Annotated in this window: 21 protein-coding genes; 11 read left to right on the plus strand and 10 right to left on the minus strand. The window is 64.8% G+C overall.

Annotated features, from left to right (window positions below; translation table 11 throughout):
• Positions 1–16: 16 nt before the first annotated feature.
• The 6 genes from F623_RS0101670 to F623_RS0101695 form a co-directional block, all read right to left on the minus strand.
• On the minus strand, positions 17–871 hold the full coding sequence (locus F623_RS0101670; RefSeq protein ID WP_018861029.1) for an endonuclease/exonuclease/phosphatase family protein: 855 nt from the start codon (positions 869–871) through the stop codon (positions 17–19).
• Positions 872–921: 50 nt separating this feature from the next.
• Positions 922–2,565, minus strand: coding sequence for an acetolactate synthase large subunit (locus tag F623_RS0101675; RefSeq protein ID WP_018861028.1), 1,644 nt, complete (start codon positions 2,563–2,565; stop codon positions 922–924).
• Between the two features lie 44 nt (positions 2,566–2,609).
• Positions 2,610–3,242, minus strand: a complete 633-nt coding sequence (locus F623_RS0101680) for a thiol:disulfide interchange protein DsbA/DsbL (protein WP_018861027.1) — start codon at positions 3,240–3,242, stop codon at positions 2,610–2,612.
• Complete coding sequence (gene ccsB, locus F623_RS0101685) at positions 3,243–4,415, minus strand: c-type cytochrome biogenesis protein CcsB (RefSeq protein ID WP_018861026.1); 1,173 nt, start codon at positions 4,413–4,415, stop codon at positions 3,243–3,245. It abuts the gene before it with no gap.
• A gap of 25 nt (positions 4,416–4,440) precedes the next feature.
• On the minus strand, positions 4,441–6,498 hold the full coding sequence (locus F623_RS0101690; RefSeq protein WP_026278610.1) for a cytochrome c biogenesis protein ResB: 2,058 nt from the start codon (positions 6,496–6,498) through the stop codon (positions 4,441–4,443).
• A 265-nt stretch (positions 6,499–6,763) separates the two neighbouring features.
• Positions 6,764–7,387, minus strand: a complete 624-nt coding sequence (locus tag F623_RS0101695) for a cytochrome c (protein ID WP_018861024.1) — start codon at positions 7,385–7,387, stop codon at positions 6,764–6,766.
• A gap of 445 nt (positions 7,388–7,832) precedes the next feature.
• On the opposite strand from F623_RS0101695, the gene yihA reads away from it, so the two are divergent.
• On the plus strand, positions 7,833–8,447 hold the full coding sequence (yihA, locus tag F623_RS0101700) for a ribosome biogenesis GTP-binding protein YihA/YsxC (protein ID WP_018861023.1): 615 nt from the start codon (positions 7,833–7,835) through the stop codon (positions 8,445–8,447).
• 259 nt (positions 8,448–8,706) lie between these two features.
• Here the strand turns inward: yihA and F623_RS0101705 are convergent, their stop codons facing one another.
• From F623_RS0101705 to polA, 3 genes are read right to left on the minus strand one after another with little or no spacing between them, the layout of a single operon-like run.
• Complete coding sequence (locus tag F623_RS0101705; protein ID WP_018861022.1) at positions 8,707–9,354, minus strand: SCO family protein; 648 nt, start codon at positions 9,352–9,354, stop codon at positions 8,707–8,709.
• A 10-nt stretch (positions 9,355–9,364) separates the two neighbouring features.
• Positions 9,365–9,862: a hypothetical protein gene (locus F623_RS0101710; RefSeq protein WP_018861021.1), complete on the minus strand. Its 498-nt coding sequence runs from the start codon at positions 9,860–9,862 to the stop codon at positions 9,365–9,367.
• Positions 9,863–9,876: 14 nt separating this feature from the next.
• A complete protein-coding gene (gene polA, locus F623_RS0101715; protein WP_026278609.1) occupies positions 9,877–12,594 on the minus strand; it encodes a DNA polymerase I in 2,718 nt (905 codons plus the stop codon).
• A gap of 118 nt (positions 12,595–12,712) precedes the next feature.
• On the opposite strand from polA, the gene F623_RS0101720 reads away from it, so the two are divergent.
• From F623_RS0101720 to ntrC, 6 genes are all read left to right on the plus strand, one after another.
• Positions 12,713–13,438, plus strand: a complete 726-nt coding sequence (locus tag F623_RS0101720; protein WP_018861019.1) for a TIGR00730 family Rossman fold protein — start codon at positions 12,713–12,715, stop codon at positions 13,436–13,438.
• Between the two features lie 2 nt (positions 13,439–13,440).
• Entirely contained in the window at positions 13,441–13,839 is a 399-nt protein-coding gene (locus tag F623_RS0101725) for a DUF2782 domain-containing protein (protein ID WP_018868121.1), read from the plus strand.
• Positions 13,839–14,675: a hypothetical protein gene (locus F623_RS0101730; protein ID WP_018861016.1), complete on the plus strand. Its 837-nt coding sequence runs from the start codon at positions 13,839–13,841 to the stop codon at positions 14,673–14,675. Before F623_RS0101725 ends, F623_RS0101730 begins: the two co-directional genes overlap by 1 nt.
• 87 nt (positions 14,676–14,762) lie before the next feature.
• A complete protein-coding gene (locus tag F623_RS0101735; protein WP_018861015.1) occupies positions 14,763–15,419 on the plus strand; it encodes a DUF4124 domain-containing protein in 657 nt (218 codons plus the stop codon).
• A 177-nt stretch (positions 15,420–15,596) separates the two neighbouring features.
• The gene (glnL, locus tag F623_RS0101740; protein ID WP_018861014.1) at positions 15,597–16,694 is read left to right on the plus strand and encodes a nitrogen regulation protein NR(II); all 1,098 of its coding nucleotides are present in this window, start codon (positions 15,597–15,599) and stop codon (positions 16,692–16,694) included.
• On the plus strand, positions 16,694–18,130 hold the full coding sequence (gene ntrC, locus F623_RS0101745; protein WP_018861013.1) for a nitrogen regulation protein NR(I): 1,437 nt from the start codon (positions 16,694–16,696) through the stop codon (positions 18,128–18,130). The genes glnL and ntrC overlap by 1 nt, the downstream gene beginning before the upstream one ends.
• 32 nt (positions 18,131–18,162) lie before the next feature.
• Here the strand turns inward: ntrC and F623_RS0101750 are convergent, their stop codons facing one another.
• Entirely contained in the window at positions 18,163–19,155 is a 993-nt protein-coding gene (locus F623_RS0101750; RefSeq protein WP_018861012.1) for a dihydroorotate dehydrogenase, read from the minus strand.
• Here F623_RS0101750 and F623_RS0101755 point away from each other — a divergent pair.
• From F623_RS0101755 to F623_RS0101770, 4 genes are all read left to right on the plus strand, one after another.
• Positions 19,154–19,618, plus strand: a complete 465-nt coding sequence (locus F623_RS0101755; protein ID WP_018861011.1) for a tRNA (cytidine(34)-2'-O)-methyltransferase — start codon at positions 19,154–19,156, stop codon at positions 19,616–19,618. The genes F623_RS0101750 and F623_RS0101755 overlap by 2 nt on opposite strands.
• Positions 19,619–19,723: 105 nt before the next feature.
• A complete protein-coding gene (locus F623_RS0101760) occupies positions 19,724–20,599 on the plus strand; it encodes a dienelactone hydrolase family protein (protein WP_026279340.1) in 876 nt (291 codons plus the stop codon).
• 63 nt (positions 20,600–20,662) lie between these two features.
• A complete protein-coding gene (locus F623_RS0101765; RefSeq protein ID WP_018861009.1) occupies positions 20,663–21,538 on the plus strand; it encodes a dienelactone hydrolase family protein in 876 nt (291 codons plus the stop codon).
• A 267-nt stretch (positions 21,539–21,805) separates the two neighbouring features.
• Positions 21,806–23,014: a 6-phosphofructokinase gene (locus F623_RS0101770; RefSeq protein WP_018861008.1), complete on the plus strand. Its 1,209-nt coding sequence runs from the start codon at positions 21,806–21,808 to the stop codon at positions 23,012–23,014.
• Positions 23,015–23,080 lie beyond the last annotated feature (66 nt).

The raw sequence follows: 23,080 nt of genomic DNA on the forward strand, positions 1-23,080 counted from the left end.
GTTGGGACGGCCGCCGTCAGGCGCTTCGCAGTGCCTGGCTTTGTGGCAGCTCGATCTCGATGCCAACCGGAAGGTGGTCTGACAGCGCGACGTTGTACACGCGCATGTCGCTGACATGGAGGTCAGGTGTCAGCAGGATATGGTCGAAGACCAGACGCGGATCCCAGGAGGGGTAGGTCGCCGGGCAGCTCATCGGTTCCATCAGCCCGGTGCGAGCGACCAGGTGACGAATCTCCAGGCTGTCCTGCTGGCAATTCAGGTCCCCCATCACGATTGCGTGCCGTTCGGAGCGGATGCGTTCGGCGACATAGTCGAGCTGTGCCCGTCTGGCTCGGCGACCCAGCGCCAGGTGCAGAAGAAACAGGACGAGCTCCTGGCCATCGCCCATTGGGTAGCGTGCCTCGATGGCGCCACGCCCGGGCAGCGGGCCCGGCAGCCGGTGCATCTCCACGCGTTGTGGTTCCAGCCGTGAAAAAAGCGCCAGTGAGTGCTTGGCGAACTGCCCAAGGTCGCGATTGATGCGATTGTAGGTGTGCGGAAATCGGGCACGTTCGGAAAGGTACGACGCAAGATCGACGAAATTCGACCGCAAACTGCCACCATCCAGCTCCTGAACGCCCACGATGTCGAAGTCCGAGATAAAGCGGGCAACGCGGTCGAGATTGCCCAGCCGGCCCTTGTAGGGCAGGACATGCTTCCAGCTATTGGTCACATAGTGGTGCAGGCGCGAGGACGGTATACCCACCTGCGCATTGAAGCTCAACAAGCGCAGGCGCTGCGCACCCTGCTCGTGCTGATAGGTGAGGCCCGGCGAAGCCGGCGCCGGAACAGCCGGCTCGACTTCGGCGTTGGCTCCAGAGGCGTTGCCCATATCGGTTGGTGTAATCCCTGTGCGACGACCGCGACCCATGGGGGGCGGCACTAGAATGGACAGACCAGTTCGCCCAAACGTTCCGTCAGTTTCAGGTTTTCACTGTAGTCGACCGGGCAGTCAATGATTGTGACGCCGGGCGCCGCCAATGCTTCGCGCAGGGCGGCCTCGAGGCTGTCGTCAGGGCCGATGCGCACGCCGCTGGCTCCGAACGAGCGTGCCAGCTGGACAAAGTCCGGGTTTCCGAAGTCGACGAAGGCCTTGCGACCGTATTCGCGCACCTGCTTCCACTCGATCAGGCCGTAGGCGTTGTCGTTCCAGATCAGTACGACGAAGTTTTGACCCAGCCGCACGGCCGTTTCCAGTTCCTGCACGTTCATCAGGAAGCCGGCATCGCCCGTGACCGCGATCACCTGGCGTTCGGGGTAGAGTTGTGCCGCCGCGATGGCCCCCGGCAGGGCGATGCCCATGCTGGCGAAGCCGTTCGAGATCAGGCAGGTGTTGGGAAGTTCGCAGCGGAACATGCGCGCCATCCAGAGTTTGTGCGCACCGACGTCGGTAATCACCACCGCATCCAGCTCCGCTGCCGTGCGCAGGTCCCAGATCAGCTTTTGCGGCTTCAGCGGGAACTGGGTGTCCTCGCAGTGCTCGTTCATGTCGTCGATCAAGCTCTGACGCAGCGGGCGCAGGATGGTCTCCTCGCGTGGGTCGACCAGATCCATCAGGCGTGCGAGGCAGGTGTTGAGGTCGCCGATCACTTCGGCGGACACATTGTAGTGGCCATCAACCTCGGCCGGAGCGGAGTCGATGTGGATCAGCGTGCGGTCCCCGGTGGGATGCCAGAGCTTCGGCGGATACTCCACCAGGTCATATCCGATGCAGACGATCACGTCGGCCTTGTGAAAGCCGAAGTTCACGAAATCCTGGCTTTGCAGTCCGACCGAGCCCAGGGCCAGCGGGTGGCGGAAGGGCAGTACGCCCTTGGCCATGAAGGTGTTGGCCACCGGGATGTTCAACGCGGAGGCGAGCTGCGACAGCGCGCCGCTGGCGCCCGAGCGGATCACGCCGTTGCCGGCGAGGATGAGCGGATGCTGCGCCGAATTGAGCAGCCGAGCGGCCGCTTCCAGCGAGGCCTCGGCGGGTACGGCCTCGGGGCCGGCATGGGCCGGGAGAGGGGGGTTGGGACACGGCAGCGCCGCGACATTCTCCGGCAGTTCGATAAAGCTGGCTCCGGGTTTGCCGCCCTCGGCCCACTTGAATGCCTTGCGCACGACCTCTGGCAGGATCTCGGGTTCGACCACGCTGGAGCTGTATTTGGTGATCGGCTGGAACAGGCCCTTCAGGTCAAGGACCTGGTGCGACTCCTTGTGCAGACGGTGGGTACTGGCCTGGCCCGCGATCGCGACGAGCGGTGCGTGGTCCATGTTGGCATCGGCGACGCCGGTGATCAGGTTGGTCGCACCCGGGCCGAGGGTTGCCAGGCAGACGCCGGCATGTCCGGACAGACGGCCGTGCACGTCGGCCATAAAGGCCGCGCCCTGCTCATGGCGCGTGGTGATGAACTCGATCGGGGAATCGGCCAGCGCGTCGAGAACGGCCATGTTCTCTTCGCCGGGCAGGCCGAATACACGCTCGACCTGTTCCTGTTCCAGACATTCGACCAGCCGCTGGGCCGTGGTGACGGTCGTGCTCACGCGTTACGTCACCCGGCCGACAGGAGATTGGGGCACGGCCGGGATCAGCCCCGTGCCCGTTCGATCAGGAAATCGGCGACGTCGAGCATCTCCTGGTGACTGCGTGTCATGCTGGCCGACACGATGGCCTCGCCATCGATGACCAGCGTGGGCACGCCTTCGACCCCGTACTCCTGTACATCCTGACCGGCCTCGGTGACCTTGCGGCGAATCTCTTCCGAGCGCATGACGTCGCGGAACTCGTCGGCGTCCAGGCCGCGCTGGCTGATAAAACGCAAAATCGCGCTTTCCGACCGCATCTCGCGCCCCTGGTCATGGATGGCGTCATAAAAGGCCTGGTGGACTTCGTCCAGGACATCGAGCTTTTGCGCGGTGTAGAACACGCGCGCATGGAGGGCCCAGACATCGTTCATCGGCGCGGGCAGATAAACGAACTCGACATCGTCGTCCAGCCCCTTCTGCCATTCCTGGACATAGGGCTCGAATGAGTAGCAGTGCGGGCAGCCGTACCAGAACACCTCGACGACCTGAATCTTGCCATCGTCCAGGCCGGTTGGCACAGGCGGCTGAATCGTACGGAAGTTCTGGCCGTCCCGATACTCGGCCGCCAGGCTGGTGCCGGTGGCCAGCAGCAGCCCGGCTCCACCCATCGCACTCAGGAAATCACGACGCCTCATTTACAGCTCTCCGTAGGAATGCAGGCCGGACAGGAACATGTTCACGCCGAGGAAGGTGAACGTGGTCACGAACAGGCCGATGATGGCCCACCAGGCCATGACCGGTCCGCGCCAGCCCTTGGTGAATCGCATGTGCAGCCAGGAGGCGTAGGTCAGCCACAGGATCAGGCTCCAGGTCTCCTTCGGATCCCAGGTCCAGTAGCCGCCCCAGGCCTCGGCCGCCCACATCGCACCCAATACGGTCGCGATGGTGAAGAAGGCGAAACCGATCGCGATGGCCTTGTACATCACGCCGTCCAGTGCCTCCTTGCTGGGCAGCCGGTGGGTGATCGCGGCATCCGGTCGGGTGCGCTCGAAGCGGTGTTTCAGCAGGTAGGCCACGCCCAGCATGGCCGCGATGGCAAATCCGCCGTAGCCGACAAAGTTCGTCGGCACGTGGATCTTCATCCACCAGGAGTTCAGGGCAGGCACCAGCGGTTCGATTTCGTGCGCCTGGCGATCCCACATGTACCACAGCAGGAAGGTCACCGAGGCCGCGATCACCAGCATCACGAACGCGCCCATGGTGCGCTGGCCCGTGCGCTGCTCGTAGTACAGGTACATCAGCGTGGTCATCACCGCGAGCAGGATGAACACCTCGTAGAGGTTGGACACCGGGATGTAGCCCCAGGTCGGATCGGTCAGATAGATCTCGCGCCAGCGGACCATCAGCGCCATCAGGCCGGCGCCCGACCCAATCCAGGCGAACGCGGCCCCGAGGCGAGACGGGAAGTCGGATTTGCTGAACAGGCCCAGGATGTAGGTCGCAGTGGCCATGTAGAGCATCACGCTCATCCACATCACGCCCGCCTGACCGGAGCCCACGTAGTTCAGCCAGAAATTCGTACTGCCGCGGGCCAGGTCGTCACCGTACAGCCAGACGCCGAACAGCGAGAGCGCGGCGACGATGATGGAAAAGAGCTGCCAGGGCCGCCAGAACCAGCCCAGCCAGGCGCTCATGCCGGCGGCCAGGATCAGCCCGCCGGTGTCATAACGATCCATCAGGTGGCCATATTGCCAGTGCGCGATTACGGCAACGGCGAGCACCAGCGCAAAGTATGCCCAGTCGAGCGGCCGGATGCGCCGGAAGATGCTGGGCCGTTCAAAATCCAGGGCCTCGTGGGGTACTGACATGGATCGCTCCTCCGACTGCTACCGGTTAGTCGTTCTTATTGGTTGATTCACGGTGATCATCGTCGGACCCGTTGGCCGGCTTTTGATCGATGATCCAGCGCTTAAGATGCGCGAAACGTTTCTCGAATTCTACCTTGTGCCGGTTACTGGTGCCGGCCATGGTCACCTGCGTTCCGTCGCCGTCCTCGCGGCGTCGGGCGATAATCCACAGACGCTGATAGGACACGTAGAACATCAGGAAGATCCCGATGATCAGCATCACGCTGCCGGTGTACACGGTGCTCTGTCCCGGCGCACGTGCGATCTGCAGACCCGAAGCCTCGCGGTGCTCGAAGTCCGTGAGTTGGAAGAAGAACGGTGATTCATAAAGGCTGATCGCGTTAATCGCCGAGACGGCGTCTTCCAGCCAGCGCTGTTCCTCTTCCTGGATCGAGACGACACCCTCATCCTCGAGGACCTCCATGTACAGGGCCTGCAACCCGGCATGCAGCACCCGCATGAGGAGCTGTCCGACCTGCTCGCGCTGTTCTTCCGGTACGCGTCGGTCAAGCTCGGCGTGCACGGCCCCGTAGCCGCCTTCGGCAAACAGGCGCATGAGTTCCGCCGTGGTCTGGGCGATCGCGGCACCGGAGGGGTCATCGGCCGCGACTTCGCGCGCGATGGCATTGCGCACCTCGGCGTTGTGCAGCATCGCCAGGTAGGTGCGGAAGCGGTCCAGCGAGTCATCGGCGTCTGCTGGCAGGAACAGGTAGTGGAACTCGTCGCCCGGGCTCTCGCGCACGCCGCTGAGGAAGTACATCGCGCCTTCCTGCAACGCAGGGCGCATGTAGTTGCGGTAGTACAGCCCGTGGCCGGTGCGGTCCATCAGGCGGAAGTCAAATGCGGGACCGAGGTGTCGGTTTTCTCGCTGCCCTTCCTCGTTCAACAGTGGGACGACGTTTTCGTCACGGAAGTCGATGAACTCGATGGTCCGCGTGTCACCCTGCGGCGTCGGGATCTCCTGCTCCTGGAATACCCGGCCCGGAACCTCCAGCGAACGCAGCGCTTCCGCCCCCAGCGGGATGGCCTCGATGTCCAGTTTGGTCCCGCCGTCGGCAAAGCTGGCCTGATAAATCGCGTAGCCGTTGTAGATTAGCGGGTGGTTGACCGAGATTGTGTGGCGCAGGGGCTCATCGCGGTTCGGGTCATGAATGATCAGGTCCGACTCGTAGGAGCTTTCCGCCCCGGTGGAGAAACGCTCGATGCGAAACTCCTCCAGTTCGATGCGAAACGGCAGTTGCTGGACGAAATAGCCCTCGCGCATCGGCAGGAACACCACATCCGCGGAGGAGCCCTCCGGGATCTCGACCATCCCGCGGAACGAGGGATTGGATACGGGCACCCAGGCTGACTTCGGCACCTCGGACACCGGGATGCCACGGGTCTCGATCTCGATATTGCCCAGCCACTCGTTTACCTTGAGCAGGGTCTGCCCGTCCGCGAGCGCGCCCACACAGATCACCACGATGCCGACGTGGGTCAGCAGGTAGCCGAGGCGATTCCAGCGGCCCTTCATGGCCGCGATCACCGTCTGCCCTTCGGATTTCTTCTCGCGTGCCTTGAAGCCCTGAGCCTTCAGTACGCGCCGGGCATGATCCAGGAACTCGTCCTGCGACTGATCCAGTTCGCCGGTTGCGCTGGAGTGGAACGAACGCAGGGATTTCTCTTTCACCTGCAGGTTGTAGCGTCGCAGGTCCTTCAGGATCCCCGGGCTCTGGCGATAGACGCAGAACGAGGTGGAAACCACCAGGAAGGTGACGATCAGCAGGAACCAGGTGGCGGAATAGACCTGGTAAAGCCCCATGCCGGCGAAGATCTCGTGCCAGAACGGGCCATAGTCGATCAGATAATCGGTATAAGGCTGGTTCTGGACGAGCACGGTGCCGATTACGGAGGCAATGGCCAGCGCCACCAGCAAGGTGATCGCCAGATTCATTGACCCCATGAACTCGACCAGGATGCGGCTGCGTCGCGGAGCGCGGGCGGATTTGCTGCGGGCGGTGGCTGCTGGGGAAGAACCTGCCACCTGTTCGTTATTCGACATTTTGTAACCTGCTTTAGCCTTCGCGACTATGCGAAGCACCCCTGTCCGGGTTCAATTTCCTAGACAAACTGCACGGAAGTTTCGCGCAAACCCTGTTATGAGAAGCGGCTGACCTCTGTGGTCCGATCTGTGTGACGTGCACAACCCGTTCGCCATTCCCGGCGGTGGCGGGTTTTGTCCGCCCTGGACAGCAAAAAAGGGGCGGCCATGGCCGCCCCTTCCCTGGGAGGTTCGCCGCCTGCACTGCACGGCCGCTCCTGCACGCTCAGTCGGACGACAGCCCGGCCATGTATTGCGACACGGCTTCGATGTCTTCGTCGGACATGCGTTGAACCACGTTGCGCATCATGCGGCCGGCGTCGTTGGTGCGCTCGCCGTCACGGAACTTGCGCAGCTGGTTCGCGCTGTAGGTGGCGTGCTGCCCCGCGACTTTCGGGAACATGGCCTCCGGGTTGCCCTGCCCGTTCGGGCCGTGGCACGCGATACAGGCCGCGACGTCCTTCGACGGGATGCCGCCCCGGTAGATACGCTCGCCACGCTCGACGACGTCCTCGTCGGCGGTCTCGGTGGTGCCGGACTGTTCGGCGTAGAAGGCGGCCAAGTCACGCATGTCCTGCTCGTCCAGGTCCGCGACTTCGCCCGCCATCAGGGAGTCGGAGCGGGTCTCGCCCTCCTTGAAGTCGCGCAGCTGCTTGACGATGTACTTCGGGTGCTGCCCCGCGAGCTTCGGCCACTCCGGATTGGTCGAATTGCCGTCCGCCCCGTGGCAGGCCGCGCAGGATTGGGAGATTCCCTGGCCGCGCTGGGGATCGCCTGCCTGTGCTGCCGACAGCGGGAGCAGCAGGGAGACGGACAGGGCAGCAAAGAGAGCGGAAAGCTTGTGGTTCATGGTCGAAAATTCTCCTGCATGTATATGCGTGCCGGGTCGGACCCGCGTTCCTTGTGCCCCTTGGCAGGGCGATCAACATGAAGGAAACACTGGTCAATGTACACCCTCGCGCTCGAGTCGCTTTTGCGTGCGAACAAGGCGCGGTGAGCGCAGTGTAGCCGAGCTACATAAGCGAGCCGCAACGCCGTTCGCGCGCAAAAGCGGCCGAGCCCCGGCATTGAATCGGTTGTGGGGTTGGTACCCCAGGTTCCCCGATCCTGCGTTGCGCCGCTTGCGGGTAGAACCACTACCCGCTGCACGACGCGCCTTGTCTCGGAAAACCTGGGGTACCAACGCGAGGGTGTACATTGACCAGTGTTTCCTTGAGCGGCGCAGTTTATAGCACAATGCTAAATTGCGCTCAAAAATATCCCGAGCACCGCACTCGGCCAAGGAACGCTCTCTCGTGTCCGAACCCCAATTCCGTGAAGCCCGCTTTTTGCGTGGCGTGGCCCAGGTCGAACAGCTCCCGGAGGATGACGGCATCGAGATCGCCTTCGCCGGGCGTTCGAATGCCGGCAAGTCCAGCGCCCTGAATGCCCTGTGCGGTCGCAAGGCCCTGGCTCGGGTGGGTCGCACGCCGGGGCGTACCCAGGAGATCAATCTGTTCGCACTTCCTCCGGGGGACGACTGGCGACTGGTGGATCTGCCCGGCTATGGCTACGCGAAGGTGTCCGCAGGTCAGCGCCAGCGCTGGGATCGGCTGCTGGGGGATTACCTGCAGTCGCGCGAGTGCCTGGCAGGGCTGGTACTGATCATGGACATCCGTCGTCCCCTGACCGATCTTGACCGTCAGCTGCTGGAATGGGTGCCGTTGGACCGCTGTCGGTTGCATTGCCTGCTGACCAAGGCTGACAAGCTCTCGCGGCAGGCGGCCGACAAACAGTTGCACGCGACCCAGCGCGAGCTGGAAGGGTTGGGGGTAGAAGCGACCTTGCAGACCTTTTCTTCATTGAAGAATCAGGGGGTCGACGATTTGCGCGGTCTGCTGACTGAGTGGCTCCAACCGGCTGCAGACTGACCGCGGCCCGCCTTCGGACGCGAACCATGAACCCCAGACAAAAAAATGCCCCGGCCTTGGGGTGGGACCGGGGCAAGATTCGGCCTCGACAGGGGGGAGCGAGGCCTGCCCGCTCAGGGAGAGAAGCGGGCTCGCGCTGGGCTAGAGCGCTTGTAGAATATGAAAGCGTTTGTCGGCTGGAGTTCCACCGGTTCGCCTAAATGACCGTGACTGGCTTCACACTCCTGAGCGCGTGCGCCAGGCAACAAGAAATCACCCCTTAATCAGCGTCTTCCCCGGACTGCGCGTGCCCCAGCAGGGACTCGACCAGTTCGGCGGCGCTGGTCCCGTGAGGGTGGATTTCCAGCAGTTCGCCATCGGGCCCGATCAAGTAGGTGGACGAGCTGTGGTCGATGACATCGCCCATGGCGGAATCGGTTGCATGGCGCTCGAAGTAGACGCCATAACGCTCGGCCACCGGCCGCAAGTCGTCCTCGGGCCCGGTCGCCGCGTGCATGTCGGCATGAAAATGGCCCACGTAATCCGCCATACGGTCTTCGGTATCACGTTCCGGGTCGACGCTGATCAACACGCCGTTCACCTGGCCCTGCATGTCGTCCGGCAGGCGGTTCAGCGCCCCGCCAATCCAGCCCAGGCTGGTCGGGCAGGCGTCCGGGCAGCTGGTATAGCCGAAATACAGCCAGACGTACTGGCCCGCGTAGTCGTCCAGGTCGAAGCGCTCCGCGTGGGTCGCCACTGGCAGCTCGATGGGTCCGCCCCGTACGTCGTCGGCAACGGGCAGTTGTGCGTGACCCGCGAAATCGCGCGCCGGCGGCTCGCCCGGCTCCAGGGTGACGTACACGAGCAGGGCTCCGGCGGCGACCACCGCGAAGGCCCAGAACAGACTGCTGACGGGTATACGGTTCATAACGGACTCATCAGTGATCGCGCGCCGTGACAAAACGGAATTGTGCAAAGGCCTCGTCCGGGGCGCCAGCGGGCATGACCGTGGCGGCCCAGGTCATGGATTCAGTCACGCAGATCGGCAGGGTGGTCGTGCCGTGGTACCGGCCTTCGCCGGTGTGCTCCAGTGTCGGGCGCTGGTAGCCCATGAACATCTCCACGCCCGCCAGATCGAGTTCCAGCGTATCGTGCGTCCCCAGGACCTCCTGCGCCTGCTGATCCAGCACCAGTTGCAACTGGAGCTCGCTCAGCATGGGTACAGGCCGCGGACTGATGGCGAGCGTGATTGTGCCTCCCTCGGCTAACTCGGCTGTGCATGACCCGGCATTCAGATCGCAGGCCTCCGGCTGGACCACCGGCAGACCCACCGAGCCGCCATCATCCAGGTAACGGTCGGCCAGAACCCAGGCCGTCGCGAGCAGCAGCAGGGCCACCAGCCAGGCGGCAATCCGGTTGAAACGGTGGGTGAACATTAGTCGGTGTTTCCCTAGTGGGCGTCGTCCCAGTTGGCGCCGACACCGACGTCCACGACCAGCTCCACTTCGAGATCGGCGGCCCCGCTCATGGCCTTGCGCACCAGCGTGGTCAGGTCGTCCACCGACGTATCGGCCACCTCGAACACCAGTTCGTCGTGGACCTGCATGATCATGCGGGCATCGATCTTCGCCCCTGCGAGGTCGTTCGCGACCCCCACCATCGCGCGTTTGATGATGTCGGCGGCGGTGCCCTGCATCGGGGCATTGATGGCCACGCGCTCGGACTGCTGGCGTCGCGCCCCGTTGCGGCTGTTGATCTCCGGCAGGTACAGGCGGCGGCCGAACAGGGTCTCGACGTAGCCGTTCTCGCGCCCGGAGGCGCGCGCCCGTTCCATATAGTCGTGCACGCCGGGATAGCGCTTGAAGTAGCGCTCGATGTACTCGCGCGCCTCGCCCTGCTCGATGCCGAGATTGCGCGCCAGGCCCCAGGCGGACATGCCGTAGATCAGGCCAAAGTTGATCGCCTTGGCCGCGCGACGCTGATCGCCGGAGACCTGTTCCGAGTCCAGCCCGAAGACCTCGGCGGCGGTCGCGCGGTGGATGTCCTGGCCCTCGGCAAAGGCCTTCAGCAGGCCGGCATCCTGCGACAGGTGGGCCATGATACGTAGCTCGATCTGCGAATAATCCGCCGCCAGCAGCTGGTGGCCCGTTTCGGCGATGAACGCGCGGCGGATGCGCCGGCCGGCCTCGGTGCGCACCGGGATGTTCTGCAGGTTCGGCTCCGAGGATGACAGCCGCCCGGTGGCCGCCCCCGCCTGGTGGTAGGAGGTGTGCACCCGCCCGGTCTCCGGGTGGATGCGCCGGGGCAGGGTCTCGGTGTAGGTGCTGCGCAGCTTGGACAGGCCGCGGTGCTCGAGGATCAGGCGCGGCAGGGGGTAGTCGTCCGCCATTTGCTCCAGCACGTCTTCGGCGGTGGAGGGCTGGCCCTTGGGCGTGCGCCGCAGCACCGGCAGGCCCAGGCGCTCGAACAGGATCTCCTGGATCTGCTTGGGCGAGCCGAGATTGAACTCGCCGCCGGCCTCCTCGAAGGCCTCGCGCTCGATGCGCTCCATCTCGGCCAGCAGCTCCTGGCTCTGCTCGCCGAGCAGGTCCGGGTCCACCTTTACGCCCACGCGTTCGATATCCGCCAGCACCGGGACCAGTGGCATCTCGATCTCGCGATAGACAAATGCTGGGCCTTCGGCCGCCTGCAGGCGCGGCTGGAACACCGCATCCAGCTGCAGACAGATGTCGGCATCCTCGCCGGCGTAATCGGTGGCGATGCCGATATCCACCTCGGCGAACGGGATCTGCTTGGCCCCCTTGCCGGCCACGTCCTCGTAGTGCGTGGTCTGGTAGTCCAGGTGACGCTCGGCCAGGGAGTCCAGGTCGTGGCGGTTGGCTCCGGCATCCAGACAGAACGACTCGAGCAGGGTGTCGTCAACGATGCCGCGCAGGGTGATGCCGTGATTGCCCAGCACGTTGCGGTCGTACTTCAGGTGGTGGCCCAGCTTGCCGTGGCGCTCCGACTCCAGCCACGGCTTCAGGCGCTCGAGCGTCTTCTCGCGTGGCAGCTGCGGCTTGGCATCCGGCCCGGTGTGGGCCAGCGGCAGGTAGTACGCGGTGCCCGGCTCGAAGGCGAAGGACATGCCGACGATCTCGGCGCGCATGGCATCCAGGCTCGTGGTCTCGGTGTCGAAGGCGACCCGGTCGGCCTTGTCCAGGCGTTCCAGCAGCTCGGCCAGTTCGGTCTCCTCGCGCAACGTGCGGTAGTCGCCCTTCGCCTGGGACGGGCCCGGATTGCCCCCGTTGTCGGCGCTGTCGCCGGCCTCGGCTTCGCCACCCTCCAGCTCCGCGCGCCAGCGGGTGAAGCCGTAGCGGCGCACCATCTCCAGCAGGCGCCCGTGATCCGGCTCGCGGATGTTGAGATCGTCGGGGCCGACGTCCAGCTCGACATCGCGCTTGACCGTGATCAGCTCCCGCGAGGTGGGCAGGCGGTCGGCCGCGGCGCGCAGGTTCTCGCCAATCTTGCCGCCGATATCGCCGGCCTGTTCCAGGATGGTGTCGAGGTCGCCGTACGTCGCGATCCACTTGGCCGCGGTCTTGGGGCCTACCTTGTCCACGCCCGGGATGTTGTCGACGCTGTCGCCCATCAGAGCGAGGTAGTCGACGATCTGCTCCGGGGCCACGCCGAACTTCTCCTGCACGCCCTCACGGTCCAGTGTGACCCCGCTCATGGTGTTGACCAGCGTGATGCGGTCATTCACCAGCTGGGCGAGATCCTTGTCGCCGGTCGAGATCACCACGTCGTGCCCGGCGCGGGCCGACTGGTCGGCCAGGGTCGCGATCACGTCGTCGGCCTCCACCCCCTCGACGCACAGCAGCGGCAGCCCCATGGCCTGCACCAGTTCATGCAGCGGTTCAATTTGGGCCGCGAGCTCCTCCGGCATGGGCGGGCGGGTGGCCTTGTATTCCGGGTAAATGTCGTCGCGGAAGGTCTTGCCCTTGGCGTCGAACACCACCGCCATGTGTTCCGGGCCGTAGTCCGCGCGCAGCTTGCGCAGCATGTTCGCCACACCGATCATCGCCCCGGTCGGGGCGCCATCCGGCGCGGTCAGCGGCGGTAGGGCATGGAAGGCCCGGAACAGATATGACGAGCCGTCGACCAGGACAAGGGGTGGTTGTGGCATCAATGCGGCATCCGTACGGAAGGTGCGCGCCATTCTACAGCCCCGTCTCAGGCCACGACCATTTGTACGGACCCGGGGCGGCCGTTACGCTTGGCCTTCGACACGAGGAACCCGCCGCATGAACGACCGCGAACGCGCCGAACACCCCGGCCTGCGCCCCATTGACGATTCCGCCCTGACCCGCGAGAGCTGGAAGATCTTCCAGATCATGGCGGAGTTCGTGGAGGGTTTCGAGCGCCTGGCGCATATCAAACCATCCGTGAGCATCTTTGGCTCCGCGCGCTTTCCGCCGGGGCATCCGCATTACCAGCTGGCCGAAGAGGTTGCCCGCCAGTTGTCGGATGCCGGCTTCGCGGTGGTCAGCGGCGGCGGCCCGGGCATCATGGAGGCGGCCAACAAGGGTGCCTACGCCGGCCGGTCGCCAAGCATCGGCCTGAATATCCAGCTCCCTCACGAGCAGAGCGCCAACCCCTATCAGGACATCGGCCTCGGGTTTCGTCACTTCTTCTCGCGCAAAGTGATGTTCGTGAAGTACGCCTCTGCGTACGTGGTGCTCCCTGGCGGCTTTGGCACGCTGGACGAACTGGCGGAGATCCTGACGCTGGTGCAGACCGGCAAGACCCGGCGCATCCCGATCGTGCTGGTCGGCTCCGAGTTCTGGAAGGGGCTTCTGCACTGGTTCGACGACACTCTTGTGTCCGAAGGCACAATCGATGCCGAGGACCTGAAGCTATACTCGTTGGTGGATGCCCCGGAAGACGTCGTGGACGTGATCTTCGAGCATTACGAGGCGCGCAGCTTCGAGCCTTCCGCGGAAGAAAAGAAACGCATGATGGAGCTGTGAGCATGGCCGCTAAGTGCACCCATTATTCCGCCGCCATCCTGGCCGGTCTTTTTCTCGCGCCGGCTTTGGCCATTGCCCAGCAGGAGCGCGAGTGGGATGATGCCCCGCCGCCGCCCGAGATGCCGGACGAGGCCGAGGCCGACCCCGCGCCGCCCGTGCTCGACGAACGCGCGCGCGAGCAGCGCGGCCTGGAAGAGGCCGACATCGTGATCATCGAACGCGATGGGGAGACCCGGCGCGAGTACCGCATGGGCGGGCAGCTTGTGATGGTTGAGGTGATCCCCGCGGCCGGTCCCTCCTACTACCTGATCGACAGCACCGGCGACGGCCTGCTCGATCGCCGACAGCGCGAGCTGGAACCCGATTTCGTACCGCCGTCCTGGGTGATCTTCCAATGGTAATGAACGAAAACGACTGCCAGGCCTGTGCCGAGGCCTGCGGGGTAAGCATCGAGTTTCGCGAGGGCGAGGCCTTGCTGGCGGGGCAGCCCGTTCAGTGTCTGCGTTTGTCGGCGGATGCCGCCTCCGGTATCGAGGCTGCGCTTGACGACGCAGGCATCAGCCCGCTGGCCATGGCCGATGCCGATGGGATGCGAACCTTGTTGCTGGATCGGGGCCAGGCGTTACGCGAGCCGCTGTCCGCCGAGGGCCCCGGAAGCCTCGATGCCCTGGGACAGCAGGCCGCCAACTGGCAGGCGCGGCATCCGGCGAGTGCGATGCCGGACGCCACGGGCTACCGCCGCGGGGTGCTGCAACAGCTGCTGCGTGAACGCGCCGATTCGCTGGGCCAGACGCTGTCGGCCGACGAGCGGGAGACGCTGGATGCCGAACTCCGCCACCAGAGCCTCTATCGTTTCGAGGATCTGCCGCTGGCCGGGAGCTATTGGCACTCGGTGCGGGTCTATCCGGATGGGGCGGGGCCCGCGGATCTGGTGATGCCACCGGCGCCGGTGCCCGCTTTCTGGCAGCTCGCCCGCATCGCGCTGGCGCTCGCGGTGGACGAGGCGGGCGAGATCCGTGGCGATGCCTACCGTGCGTTGCTGGCGGGCTACCATGCCAGGCGCCCGCTGGCCGCGATCGAGCGCGGCGCGGCACCGACGTTGCTGCGCCTGGCGGCGCTGGAGGACTGGATCGCCCGGCGCGAATCGGGTGCGGCGGGCGAGTCCGAGCGGCAACGGCTCGTTGCGCTGCAGGGGCACGCGGCCCGCGTGCAGGGATTGTGGGTGCGCGCCGCCTAGGGAAACACTGATCAGTGTTTCCCAGGCTGACAGATCGGTGCTCCCTAGAGGGGGCTGATCAAGGATACCGGCCCAAGGAGATCGGCGATGAACAAGGTCTGGGTGCTGTTTCTAATCGCGTTGTGCCTCCCGGCGCTGACCCAGGCCGAGATCTACCGCTGGACCGATGACCAGGGCAATGTGCACTTTGGCGACCGTCCTCCCGAGGGCCGCGCCAGCGAGTCGGTCGATGTGCGCGAACCCATGCGCGGTGTGCCACTGGAGGGCGCCCGCGAGATCCTGCAGCGCCCGGTTCGACCTCAGCAGCAGGAGGAGGACGCGCCGCCAGGCTACGAGCGCATCGCCATCACGCAGCCGGAGGATGGTTCCGGCGTGCGAGCCAACGATGGCAATGTTACTGCCGAGATCGAGCTGAACCCGGCACTGGACGCCGACGCCGGCCACCGTGTGGTCTGGTTGTTGAACGGCGAGGAGGCTGGGGATAGCCGTGGCTCCAATATCACGTTCGAGGGTCTCGATCGCGGCGAGTACAGCCTGCAGGCCCGGGTGGAGGACGACGCCGGGCAGGAGCTTGCCAGCAGCGAACCCATTCAGTTCAACGTGCTGCGTATGGCCATTCCGCGCGAACAGCAGCAGCAACAGCGTCCGCAGCAGTTTCCCCAAGGCGGGGCGCCACAGGCCCCTCGTGCCCCGCAGGCCCCGCGGGCTCCGCAGCCGCAAGCCCCGCAGACTCCGCCGAACTGACACCGATCGCACCATTGGCGTGCAGCGAACGCCCCATTATAGTGCATATAAAGCACTATAATGGGGCAGGCCTCGCTGGGTGCCCTAATGGAATCCGCCATAACCGCTTTCCCGCCCGCAGGCAATCCAACCCGCGAGGTACCCCCGCTTGGCGCGATTCCTGCTTGAGGTCCGTTGATGAACAATCCCGTTGCCAAGTCCGCTCCAGCTCCCTGGCCCTGGTGGGACGACCTGTCCACCGCCGTGCTGGTGACGGATGACGAGTTGCGCCTGGTGAGTCTGAACAGTGCGGCCGAGGTCCTGCTGGGCCTCAGCCGCGAGCGCATTGTCGGCCACGGGCTGGGACAGTGGCTCCGGCTCGACCGCAGCCTGTCCAGCCGGCTGCGGTCGGTGCTTTCGCTCGATCAGCCGATCACCCTGAGGGCACGACAGATGGAGCCCTTGCGCGCCGAGCCCTTTCTGGCGGACATCACCATCACGCCGCTGCGTGGCGACGACGGCTCGGGACCACAGCTTCTGTTCGAGTTGAATGCCATTGATCGCCATGAGCGCATCAGCCGGGAAGAGCAGCTACAGAAGCAGCAGGCGATCACGCGTGCGGTAACCCGGGGGCTGGCGCACGAAATCAAGAACCCGCTGGGTGGTTTGCGTGGCGCGGCACAGTTGTTGGCCAGCGAGGTGGACGATGACGGGTTGAAGGAATACACCGGCATCATCATCCGCGAAGCGGACCGGCTGCGTGGTCTGGTCGATCGCATGCTCGGGCCTCACAACCTGCCCCGTTTCGAGGCCGTCAATCTGCACGAAGTACTCGAGCATGTGCGCGGCCTCGTCAGCGTGCAGTTGCCGTTGGGCCTGAAGATCCGCGGCGACTACGACCCGAGCATCCCCGATGTGCGCGCCGATCGCGACATGCTGGTGCAGGCCATCCTGAATCTGGTGCAAAACGCGGTGCAGGCGCTGAACGAGGGTGGCGAGATCACTCTGGTCTCGCGCGTATTGCGCCAGTACACCATTTCCGGCCACCGCCACCGACTGGTGGCGCGCCTGAGTGTGCGGGACAACGGCCCCGGCATCCCGGAGGAGATCCGCGAGCGCATCTTCTTCCCGATGGTGACCGGGCGCGCCGCCGGCACCGGGCTCGGTCTGCCCATCGCGCAGAGCCTGATCCAGTTGCACAACGGACTCATTGAATGTCACTCCCGACCGGGCGGCACTTCGTTCGACATCCTGCTGCCCATCGAATCCGAAAAGACCCAGGAGGCCGCTGCCTGATGGACCCCATCGTCTGGATCATTGACGACGACGACTCGATCCGGTGGGTGCTGGATCGTGCCCTGCAGCGTGCCGGTATACAGGTGCGCGGGTTCGAAACGGCCGACGCGGCCTGGGCCGCTCTCGAGACGGACGAGGCCCCGGATACCGTGGTGGCCGACATCCGTATGCCGGGACTTAACGGCCTCGATTTTCTGGCGCGCATGCAGACCCGTCCGGATCCGCCGCCGGTGATCATCATGACGGCCTTTTCGGATCTCGAGAGCGCGGTCGGGGCCTACCAGACGGGGGCCTTCGAGTACCTGCCCAAGCCCTTCGACATCGACGATGCCGTGGCCCTGGTTCAGCGGGCGCTGGAGGCGCGGGCGACCGCACAGCAAAACGCCGAGGGAGGTGCCCGGATCGAGGACACACCCATCATCGGCGAGGCGCCGGCGATGCAGGAGATGTTCCGCGCGATCGGGCGTCTGTCGCGCAGCAACATCACCGTCTTGATTAATGGCGAATCCGGTACCGGCAAGGAACTGGTTGCGCGAGCCCTGCACCAGCACAGCCCGCGCGCCGACCAGCCATTGATCGCATTGAACACCGCCGCGATCCCGAAAGATCTGCTGGAAAGCGAGTTGTTTGGCCATGAGCGTGGCGCCTTTACCGGTGCCAGTCAGAGCCGCAAGGGCCGCTTCGAGCAGGCTGATGGCGGCACGCTGTTCCTCGATGAGATCGGCGACATGCCGTTCGATCTGCAGACGCGTCTGCTGCGGGTGCTGGCGGACGGCACCTTCTATCGCGTCGGTGGGCACACCCCGATCCGCGTGGACGTGCGCATCATCGCCGCGACCCATCAGGACCTCGAGGAGCGCGTTCGCGCCGGCCTGTTCCGCGAAGACCTATTCCATCGCCTGAACGTGATCCGCATCCATGTGCCCTCGTTGCGCGAACGCCCCGAGGACATCGCGCTGCTGGTGCAGCATTTCATGGCCGAGGTGGCGCGCGAGCTGGGGGTCGAGGCGAAAACCATGCGTCCGGAGGTGGTGCGCGAGCTGCAACGTCTGCCCTGGCCGGGGAACGTTCGCCAGCTGGAAAACACCTGCCGCTGGCTTACGGTTATGGCCTCGGGTCGGGAGGTGCATCTGGACGACCTGCCGGCCGAGCTGCATCACGAGAGCCCGCCCGCGGAGGTGCGCGGCGAGTTGGCCGATACGCACCATCCCTCGCCCCGCGACTGGACCAGCGACCTGGCTCAGGTGGCACGGACGCACTGGCAGCAAGGCGAGCGCGACCTGCTCGGGCGGGTGCTGCCGCAACTGGAACGCACGGTGATCCGCGAGGCGCTCAATGTGACGGGTGGCCACCGCCAGCAGGCCGCCGCCCTGCTGGGCTGGGGCCGCAACACCCTGACCCGCAAGATTCAGGAACTGGGCATCGACGACGACTAAGGAAACATGGATCAGTGTTTCCTTGAGCCGGGTCAGGTCGTGGGGTCTTCCGGGGCCGGTGCCGCGCAGGCGGAGATCCCGCTGTTGAGCTGCAGGGTTCCGGTCAGTTCGTTGACCTGCTCGATCCCGTGGCGATCCATGTAGTCACGGATGCCGTCGAGGATCTTCGGCAGGCACAGCGGGTCGTAGAACAGCCCCGTCCCGACACCCACGGTACTGGCGCCAGCGATCAGGAATTCCAGCGCGTCGCGCGCGGTCAGCACGCCGCCCTGGCCGATGATCGGGATGTGGTGCGGCGCGGCCACCTGATAGACCTGCTGTACCTTCAATAGCGCGATCGGCTTGATCGCCGGGCCGGACAGTCCGCCCTGGTTGTTGCCGATCACCGCGCGGCGGTTCTCGACGTCGACCGCCATGCCCATCAGGGTGTTGATCACTGCAAAGCCGTCGGTCCCGGCGTCGATACAGCGGCGCGCGTTCTCGGCAATGTCGGTCTGGTTGGGCGAGAGCTTGGTGATCAGTGGCTTGGAGGTCACCGAACGGCAGGCCTCGACCACGCGTGCGGACATCTCCGGGTCGTTGCCGAAGGCCACGCCGCCCTCTTTCACGTTGGGGCAGGAGATGTTGATCTCGATGGCATCGATCGGCGAGTCGTCGAAACGCCGGGTGACCTCGATGTACTCCTCGATGGTCGAGCCGGAGACGTTGGCGAAAAAGCGCGTCTCCTCAAAATCGAGCACGGGCAGGATCTCGTCCACCACCCTGTCCACGCCCGGATTCTGCAGCCCGATCGCGTTCAGCATGCCATCCGGGGTCTCGTAGACGCGGTGCGGCGGGTTGCCCAGGCGTGCCTGGCCGGTCGTGCCCTTCAGACAGATCGCACCTGCGTCGCGGTTGGAGAACCCGGCGACCCGGGTGTATTCCTCGCCAAAGCCGACACAGCCGGACAGCAGCACCAGGGGCGTGTTCAAATGCAGCCCGCAGAAATCAACGGCCAGCCGCGGATCGGTGCGCGAATCACTCATGCTTCACATCGTCCTTTATGAACCGGAAATCCCGCCGAACACGGGCAATATTATTCGTCTGGCGGCCAACACCGGGGCGGCGTTGCACCTGATCCACCCGCTCGGTTTCGAGCTGGACAGCGCCCGCGCGCGCCGCGCCGGGCTCGACTATCACGAGCTGGCCCGGGTGCAAGAGTATGACAGCCTCGAACAGTGGCGGGAATCGACCCGGCCGCAACGCGTGTTCGCCCTGACCACGCGCGGGCAGGCCCGTTACGACCAGGCCGGGTTCCGGTCCGGCGATGCCCTGCTGTTCGGCCCGGAGACCCGCGGTCTTCCCGAATCGGTGTTCGAAGCGCTGCCTCCCGAGCATCGCTTGCGCCTGCCCATGCAGCCCGACAGCCGCAGCCTGAATCTCTCCAACGCGGTGGCTGTGGTGGTCTACGAGGCCTGGCGCCAGATTGGTTTTCCGGGCGGGGAGTAAAGGCAGGACATCGCGCTTTGCTCTAAGCTCTGAGACGTAGCTCATCGCTGCGGGGCTCCGGCCGGGTAGCCCTCGCGGCCTCAAAGAAAAAGGGGTTCGGGATTTATGCTTTCTGCTCTTCGTGCGCTCTGTCTGGTGGCCACCGCCAGTCTTATCGTCTCGCCGCTCGCGGCGGACGAAGCCACCGGTTCCGACAACTGGTGGTGGGATGACGACTGGTGGGAGGATGGTGTCCTGTATTCCGATCTCGAGAATCACGAAGTCGAGATCGAGCGGTTCGAATACGAGCGCGACGGCGTGGACATCCCGGCAATGGTGGCGCGCCCCGCCGATGGCGAGGCTTACCCCGCGATCCTCTGGGCCCATGGTCGGCGAGGCCTGGATGATCTGGCCGAGCTTCATGTGAAGCGTCTGGCGGCGCGGGGATTCGTGGTGATGGCGCCCGACATGTACACCGGCCGTTTCATGGAGAGCCATCCGCTGGATCACGACTACGAACTGGAAGGCGACCTCAACAAGGGGCTGGATGTCCTGCTCGAGCGCGACGACATCGTGGGTGACCGTGCCTGTCTGGTGTCCATCACGCGCGGGGGCTACAAGACGCTGAAGGTGGCGGTGACCTACGAGCGGCAGGTCGAAGATGTCGCCTGCTGGGCTGGCTATTACCCGCATCTGCAGGACCCGAACCTCGGCGAACCCCATCAGGTGTATCGCTATGCCAACGAGGTGAACCAGCTCGAGATCCCGATGATGATCCTGATCGGCGAGGACGAGCAGTATCAGCGCCACCGGACCGCCAAGATGGCCGCCGATGGCCTGGAAAGCCGCGGCGGTGATGTGACCTGGATCGAATATCCGGGCGTTGGCCGCGGCTTCGATTTTCGCAACGGAAACAACCGCACCTTCGCCGACGACCTGGCCTCGCGTGATGCGATGATCCGCGTCACCCGCTTCGTCAATCAGCACCTGCGCGACGACTGAAATCGCCCAGGGAGGGGCGCCCGCCGGGTAGCCCGCGTGGTCTCAAAAAAAGGTCCGGGGTTTATGTTTTCTGCTCTGCGCTCGCTCAGCCTGCTGGCTGCCGCCAGCCTCATTGTCGCACCGCTCGCCGCGGACGAACCCACCGGTTCCGACAACTGGTGGTGGAATGACGACTGGTGGGAGGATGGTGTCCTGTATTCCGATCTTGAAAACCACGAGGTGCAGGTCGAGCGTTTCGAGTACGAACGCGACGGCGTGGACATTCCGGCCATGGTCGCGCGTCCTGCCGATGGCAAGGCCTACCCCGCCATCCTCTGGGCCCACGGTCGGCGAGGCCTGGGCGATCTGGCCGAGTTTCATGTGAAGCGTCTGGCCGCGCGGGGCTTCGTGGTGATGGCGCCGGACATGTACACCGGTCGTTTCATGGAGAGCCATCCGCTGGATCATGACTACGAGCTGGAAGGTGATCTGAACAAGGGTCTGGATGTCCTGCTCGAGCGCGACGACATCGTTGGGGACCGTGCCTGCCTGGTGTCTCTTTCGCGCGGGGGTTACAAGACGCTGAAGGTGGCGGTGACCTACGAGCGGCAGGTCGAAGATGTCGCCTGCTGGGCTGGCTATTACCCGCATCTGCAGGACCCGAACCTCGGCGAACCCCATCAGGTGTATCGCTATGCCAACGAGGTGAACCAGCTCGAGATCCCGATGATGATCCTGATCGGCGAGGACGAGCAGTATCAGCGCCACCGGACCGCCAAGATGGCCGCCGACGGGCTGGAAAGCCGCGGTGGTGATGTGACCTGGATCGAGTATCCGGGCGTTGGCCGCGGCTTCGATTTTCGCAACGGCAACAATCGCACCTTCGCCGACGACCTGGCCTCGCGTGACGCGATGATCCGCGTCACCCGCTTCGTCAATCAGCACCTGCGCGACGACTGACATCGCCCGGGGAAGGGGCGCCGGCCTTGCTCGGCGTCTCCCTCGGGCGCTTTCCCTTCCTGATCGAACCGAGCCCTGCGCATCCCGTCATGGGGTCCGGCGGGCTCGGTCAGCCTCCTTTATAAGCCTTTGATAATAAAGAAGACGTTTGCATACGGGCGTTGTGGAATTTGCTATCTTCGGGCTTCGTGAAATCGAGAAGCCCCGGTCGCTTCGCGGCGGGTCCCCGGTTTGTTCGCACTGCAGTCGCAATAAGGAGGAGTAAGGATGGCCAAGGTTCTGATCGCCCAGGGTGGAGGCCCGACGGCGGTAATCAATCAATCCATGGTGGGTGCGGTCCTCGAGGCCCGAAAGTTTACCGACGTCGAACTGGTGTACGGGGCCTTCCACGGGGTCCGCGGGATCATCGACGAGGAATTCCTGGACCTGACCCAGGAGACCACCCACAACCTGGAGATGGTCGCTCGGACGCCCTCCTCGGCACTGGGCTCCACGCGTGACAAGCCGGACCTCGATTACTGCAAGGAGATCTTCAAGGTCCTGAAGGCCCACGGGATCACCTACTTCTTCTATATCGGCGGCAATGATTCCTCCGACACCGTGCGTATCGTCAGCGAGGAGGCGCGCAAGGCCAACTATCCGATGCGTTGCGTGCACATTCCGAAGACGATCGACAATGACCTGGTGGAGAACGACCATACGCCGGGCTTTCCCTCGGCGGCGCGGTTTGTGGCCCAGGCCTTTGTCGGCGCCAACCTCGACAACTATGCCCTGCCGGGGATCTATCTGGCAGTGGTCATGGGCCGCCATGCCGGATTCCTGACCGCGGCCTCCGCCCTCGGGAAGAAATTCCCGGACGACGGGCCACATCTGATCTATGTGCCCGAACGGGTGTTCGAGGTCGACCGCTTCCTCTCGGACGTCAAGGCGACCATGGACCGTTACGGCCGCTGCGTGATCGCGGTCAGCGAGGGGATCCACGACGCGGACGGAGAACCGATTGCGACCAAGCTCGCCAAGGATGTCGAGAAGGATGCCCACGGTAATGTTCAGCTCTCGGGCACCGGCGCCCTGGCCGACATGCTCTGTGGCGAGATCCGGGAAAAGCTGGGGGTCAAGCGCGTGCGCGGCGACACCTTCGGCTATCTGCAACGTGCCTTTATTGGCTGTGTCTCGGACGTCGACCAGCGCGAGGCCCGCGAGGTGGGCGAGAAGGCCGTGCAGTTTGCGATGTGGCAGGGCCGCGACGGCTCGGTCGCGATCAAGCGTACCGGCTTTTATTCGGTGGACTACGAGTACGTGCCGCTGGAGGCCGTCGCCGGCAAGACCAAGGTCATGCCGGACGAGTTCATCGATGCCTCAGGCACCGACGTCACCGACGCCTTCCGCATGTATCTGCGCCCGTTGCTGGGCTCGGGCATGCCGGACGCCTATCGCCTGCGTCAGAACAAGGTGACCAAGGTACTCGGTCGCTAGTAACAAGAAAGCCCCTGGTCCCGTGTTCGGGGCCAGGGGCAGCAGGCGCGGGGCCGCGGCCCCAAT

Origin of the sequence: Thioalkalivibrio sp. ALD1 (assembly GCF_000381245.1) — a bacterium.
In the GTDB taxonomy this organism is placed as follows: Bacteria; Pseudomonadota; Gammaproteobacteria; order Ectothiorhodospirales; family Ectothiorhodospiraceae; genus Thioalkalivibrio.

Bases quoted from the DNA above. Each gene is read 5' to 3' on its own strand.
- F623_RS0101770 (WP_018861008.1), top strand. From the start codon at position 21,806: ATGGCCAAGGTTCTGATCGCCCAGGGTGGAGGCCCGACGGCGGTAATC.
- F623_RS0101710 (WP_018861021.1), bottom strand. From the start codon at position 9,862: ATGTTCACCCACCGTTTCAACCGGATTGCCGCCTGGCTGGTGGCCCTG.
- F623_RS0101750 (WP_018861012.1), bottom strand. From the start codon at position 19,155: ATGAGTGATTCGCGCACCGATCCGCGGCTGGCCGTTGATTTCTGCGGG.
- F623_RS0101695 (WP_018861024.1), bottom strand. From the start codon at position 7,387: ATGAACCACAAGCTTTCCGCTCTCTTTGCTGCCCTGTCCGTCTCCCTG.
- ccsB (WP_018861026.1), bottom strand. From the start codon at position 4,415: ATGTCAGTACCCCACGAGGCCCTGGATTTTGAACGGCCCAGCATCTTC.
- F623_RS0101680 (WP_018861027.1), bottom strand. From the start codon at position 3,242: ATGAGGCGTCGTGATTTCCTGAGTGCGATGGGTGGAGCCGGGCTGCTG.
- F623_RS0101735 (WP_018861015.1), top strand. From the start codon at position 14,763: ATGAACAAGGTCTGGGTGCTGTTTCTAATCGCGTTGTGCCTCCCGGCG.
- F623_RS0101730 (WP_018861016.1), top strand. From the start codon at position 13,839: ATGAACGAAAACGACTGCCAGGCCTGTGCCGAGGCCTGCGGGGTAAGC.
- F623_RS0101755 (WP_018861011.1), top strand. From the start codon at position 19,154: ATGCTTCACATCGTCCTTTATGAACCGGAAATCCCGCCGAACACGGGC.
- F623_RS0101670 (WP_018861029.1), bottom strand. From the start codon at position 871: ATGGGCAACGCCTCTGGAGCCAACGCCGAAGTCGAGCCGGCTGTTCCG.
- F623_RS0101690 (WP_026278610.1), bottom strand. From the start codon at position 6,498: ATGTCGAATAACGAACAGGTGGCAGGTTCTTCCCCAGCAGCCACCGCC.
- glnL (WP_018861014.1), top strand. From the start codon at position 15,597: ATGAACAATCCCGTTGCCAAGTCCGCTCCAGCTCCCTGGCCCTGGTGG.
- F623_RS0101760 (WP_026279340.1), top strand. From the start codon at position 19,724: ATGCTTTCTGCTCTTCGTGCGCTCTGTCTGGTGGCCACCGCCAGTCTT.
- polA (WP_026278609.1), bottom strand. From the start codon at position 12,594: ATGCCACAACCACCCCTTGTCCTGGTCGACGGCTCGTCATATCTGTTC.
- F623_RS0101720 (WP_018861019.1), top strand. From the start codon at position 12,713: ATGAACGACCGCGAACGCGCCGAACACCCCGGCCTGCGCCCCATTGAC.
- F623_RS0101765 (WP_018861009.1), top strand. From the start codon at position 20,663: ATGTTTTCTGCTCTGCGCTCGCTCAGCCTGCTGGCTGCCGCCAGCCTC.
- ntrC (WP_018861013.1), top strand. From the start codon at position 16,694: ATGGACCCCATCGTCTGGATCATTGACGACGACGACTCGATCCGGTGG.
- F623_RS0101705 (WP_018861022.1), bottom strand. From the start codon at position 9,354: ATGAACCGTATACCCGTCAGCAGTCTGTTCTGGGCCTTCGCGGTGGTC.
- F623_RS0101725 (WP_018868121.1), top strand. From the start codon at position 13,441: ATGGCCGCTAAGTGCACCCATTATTCCGCCGCCATCCTGGCCGGTCTT.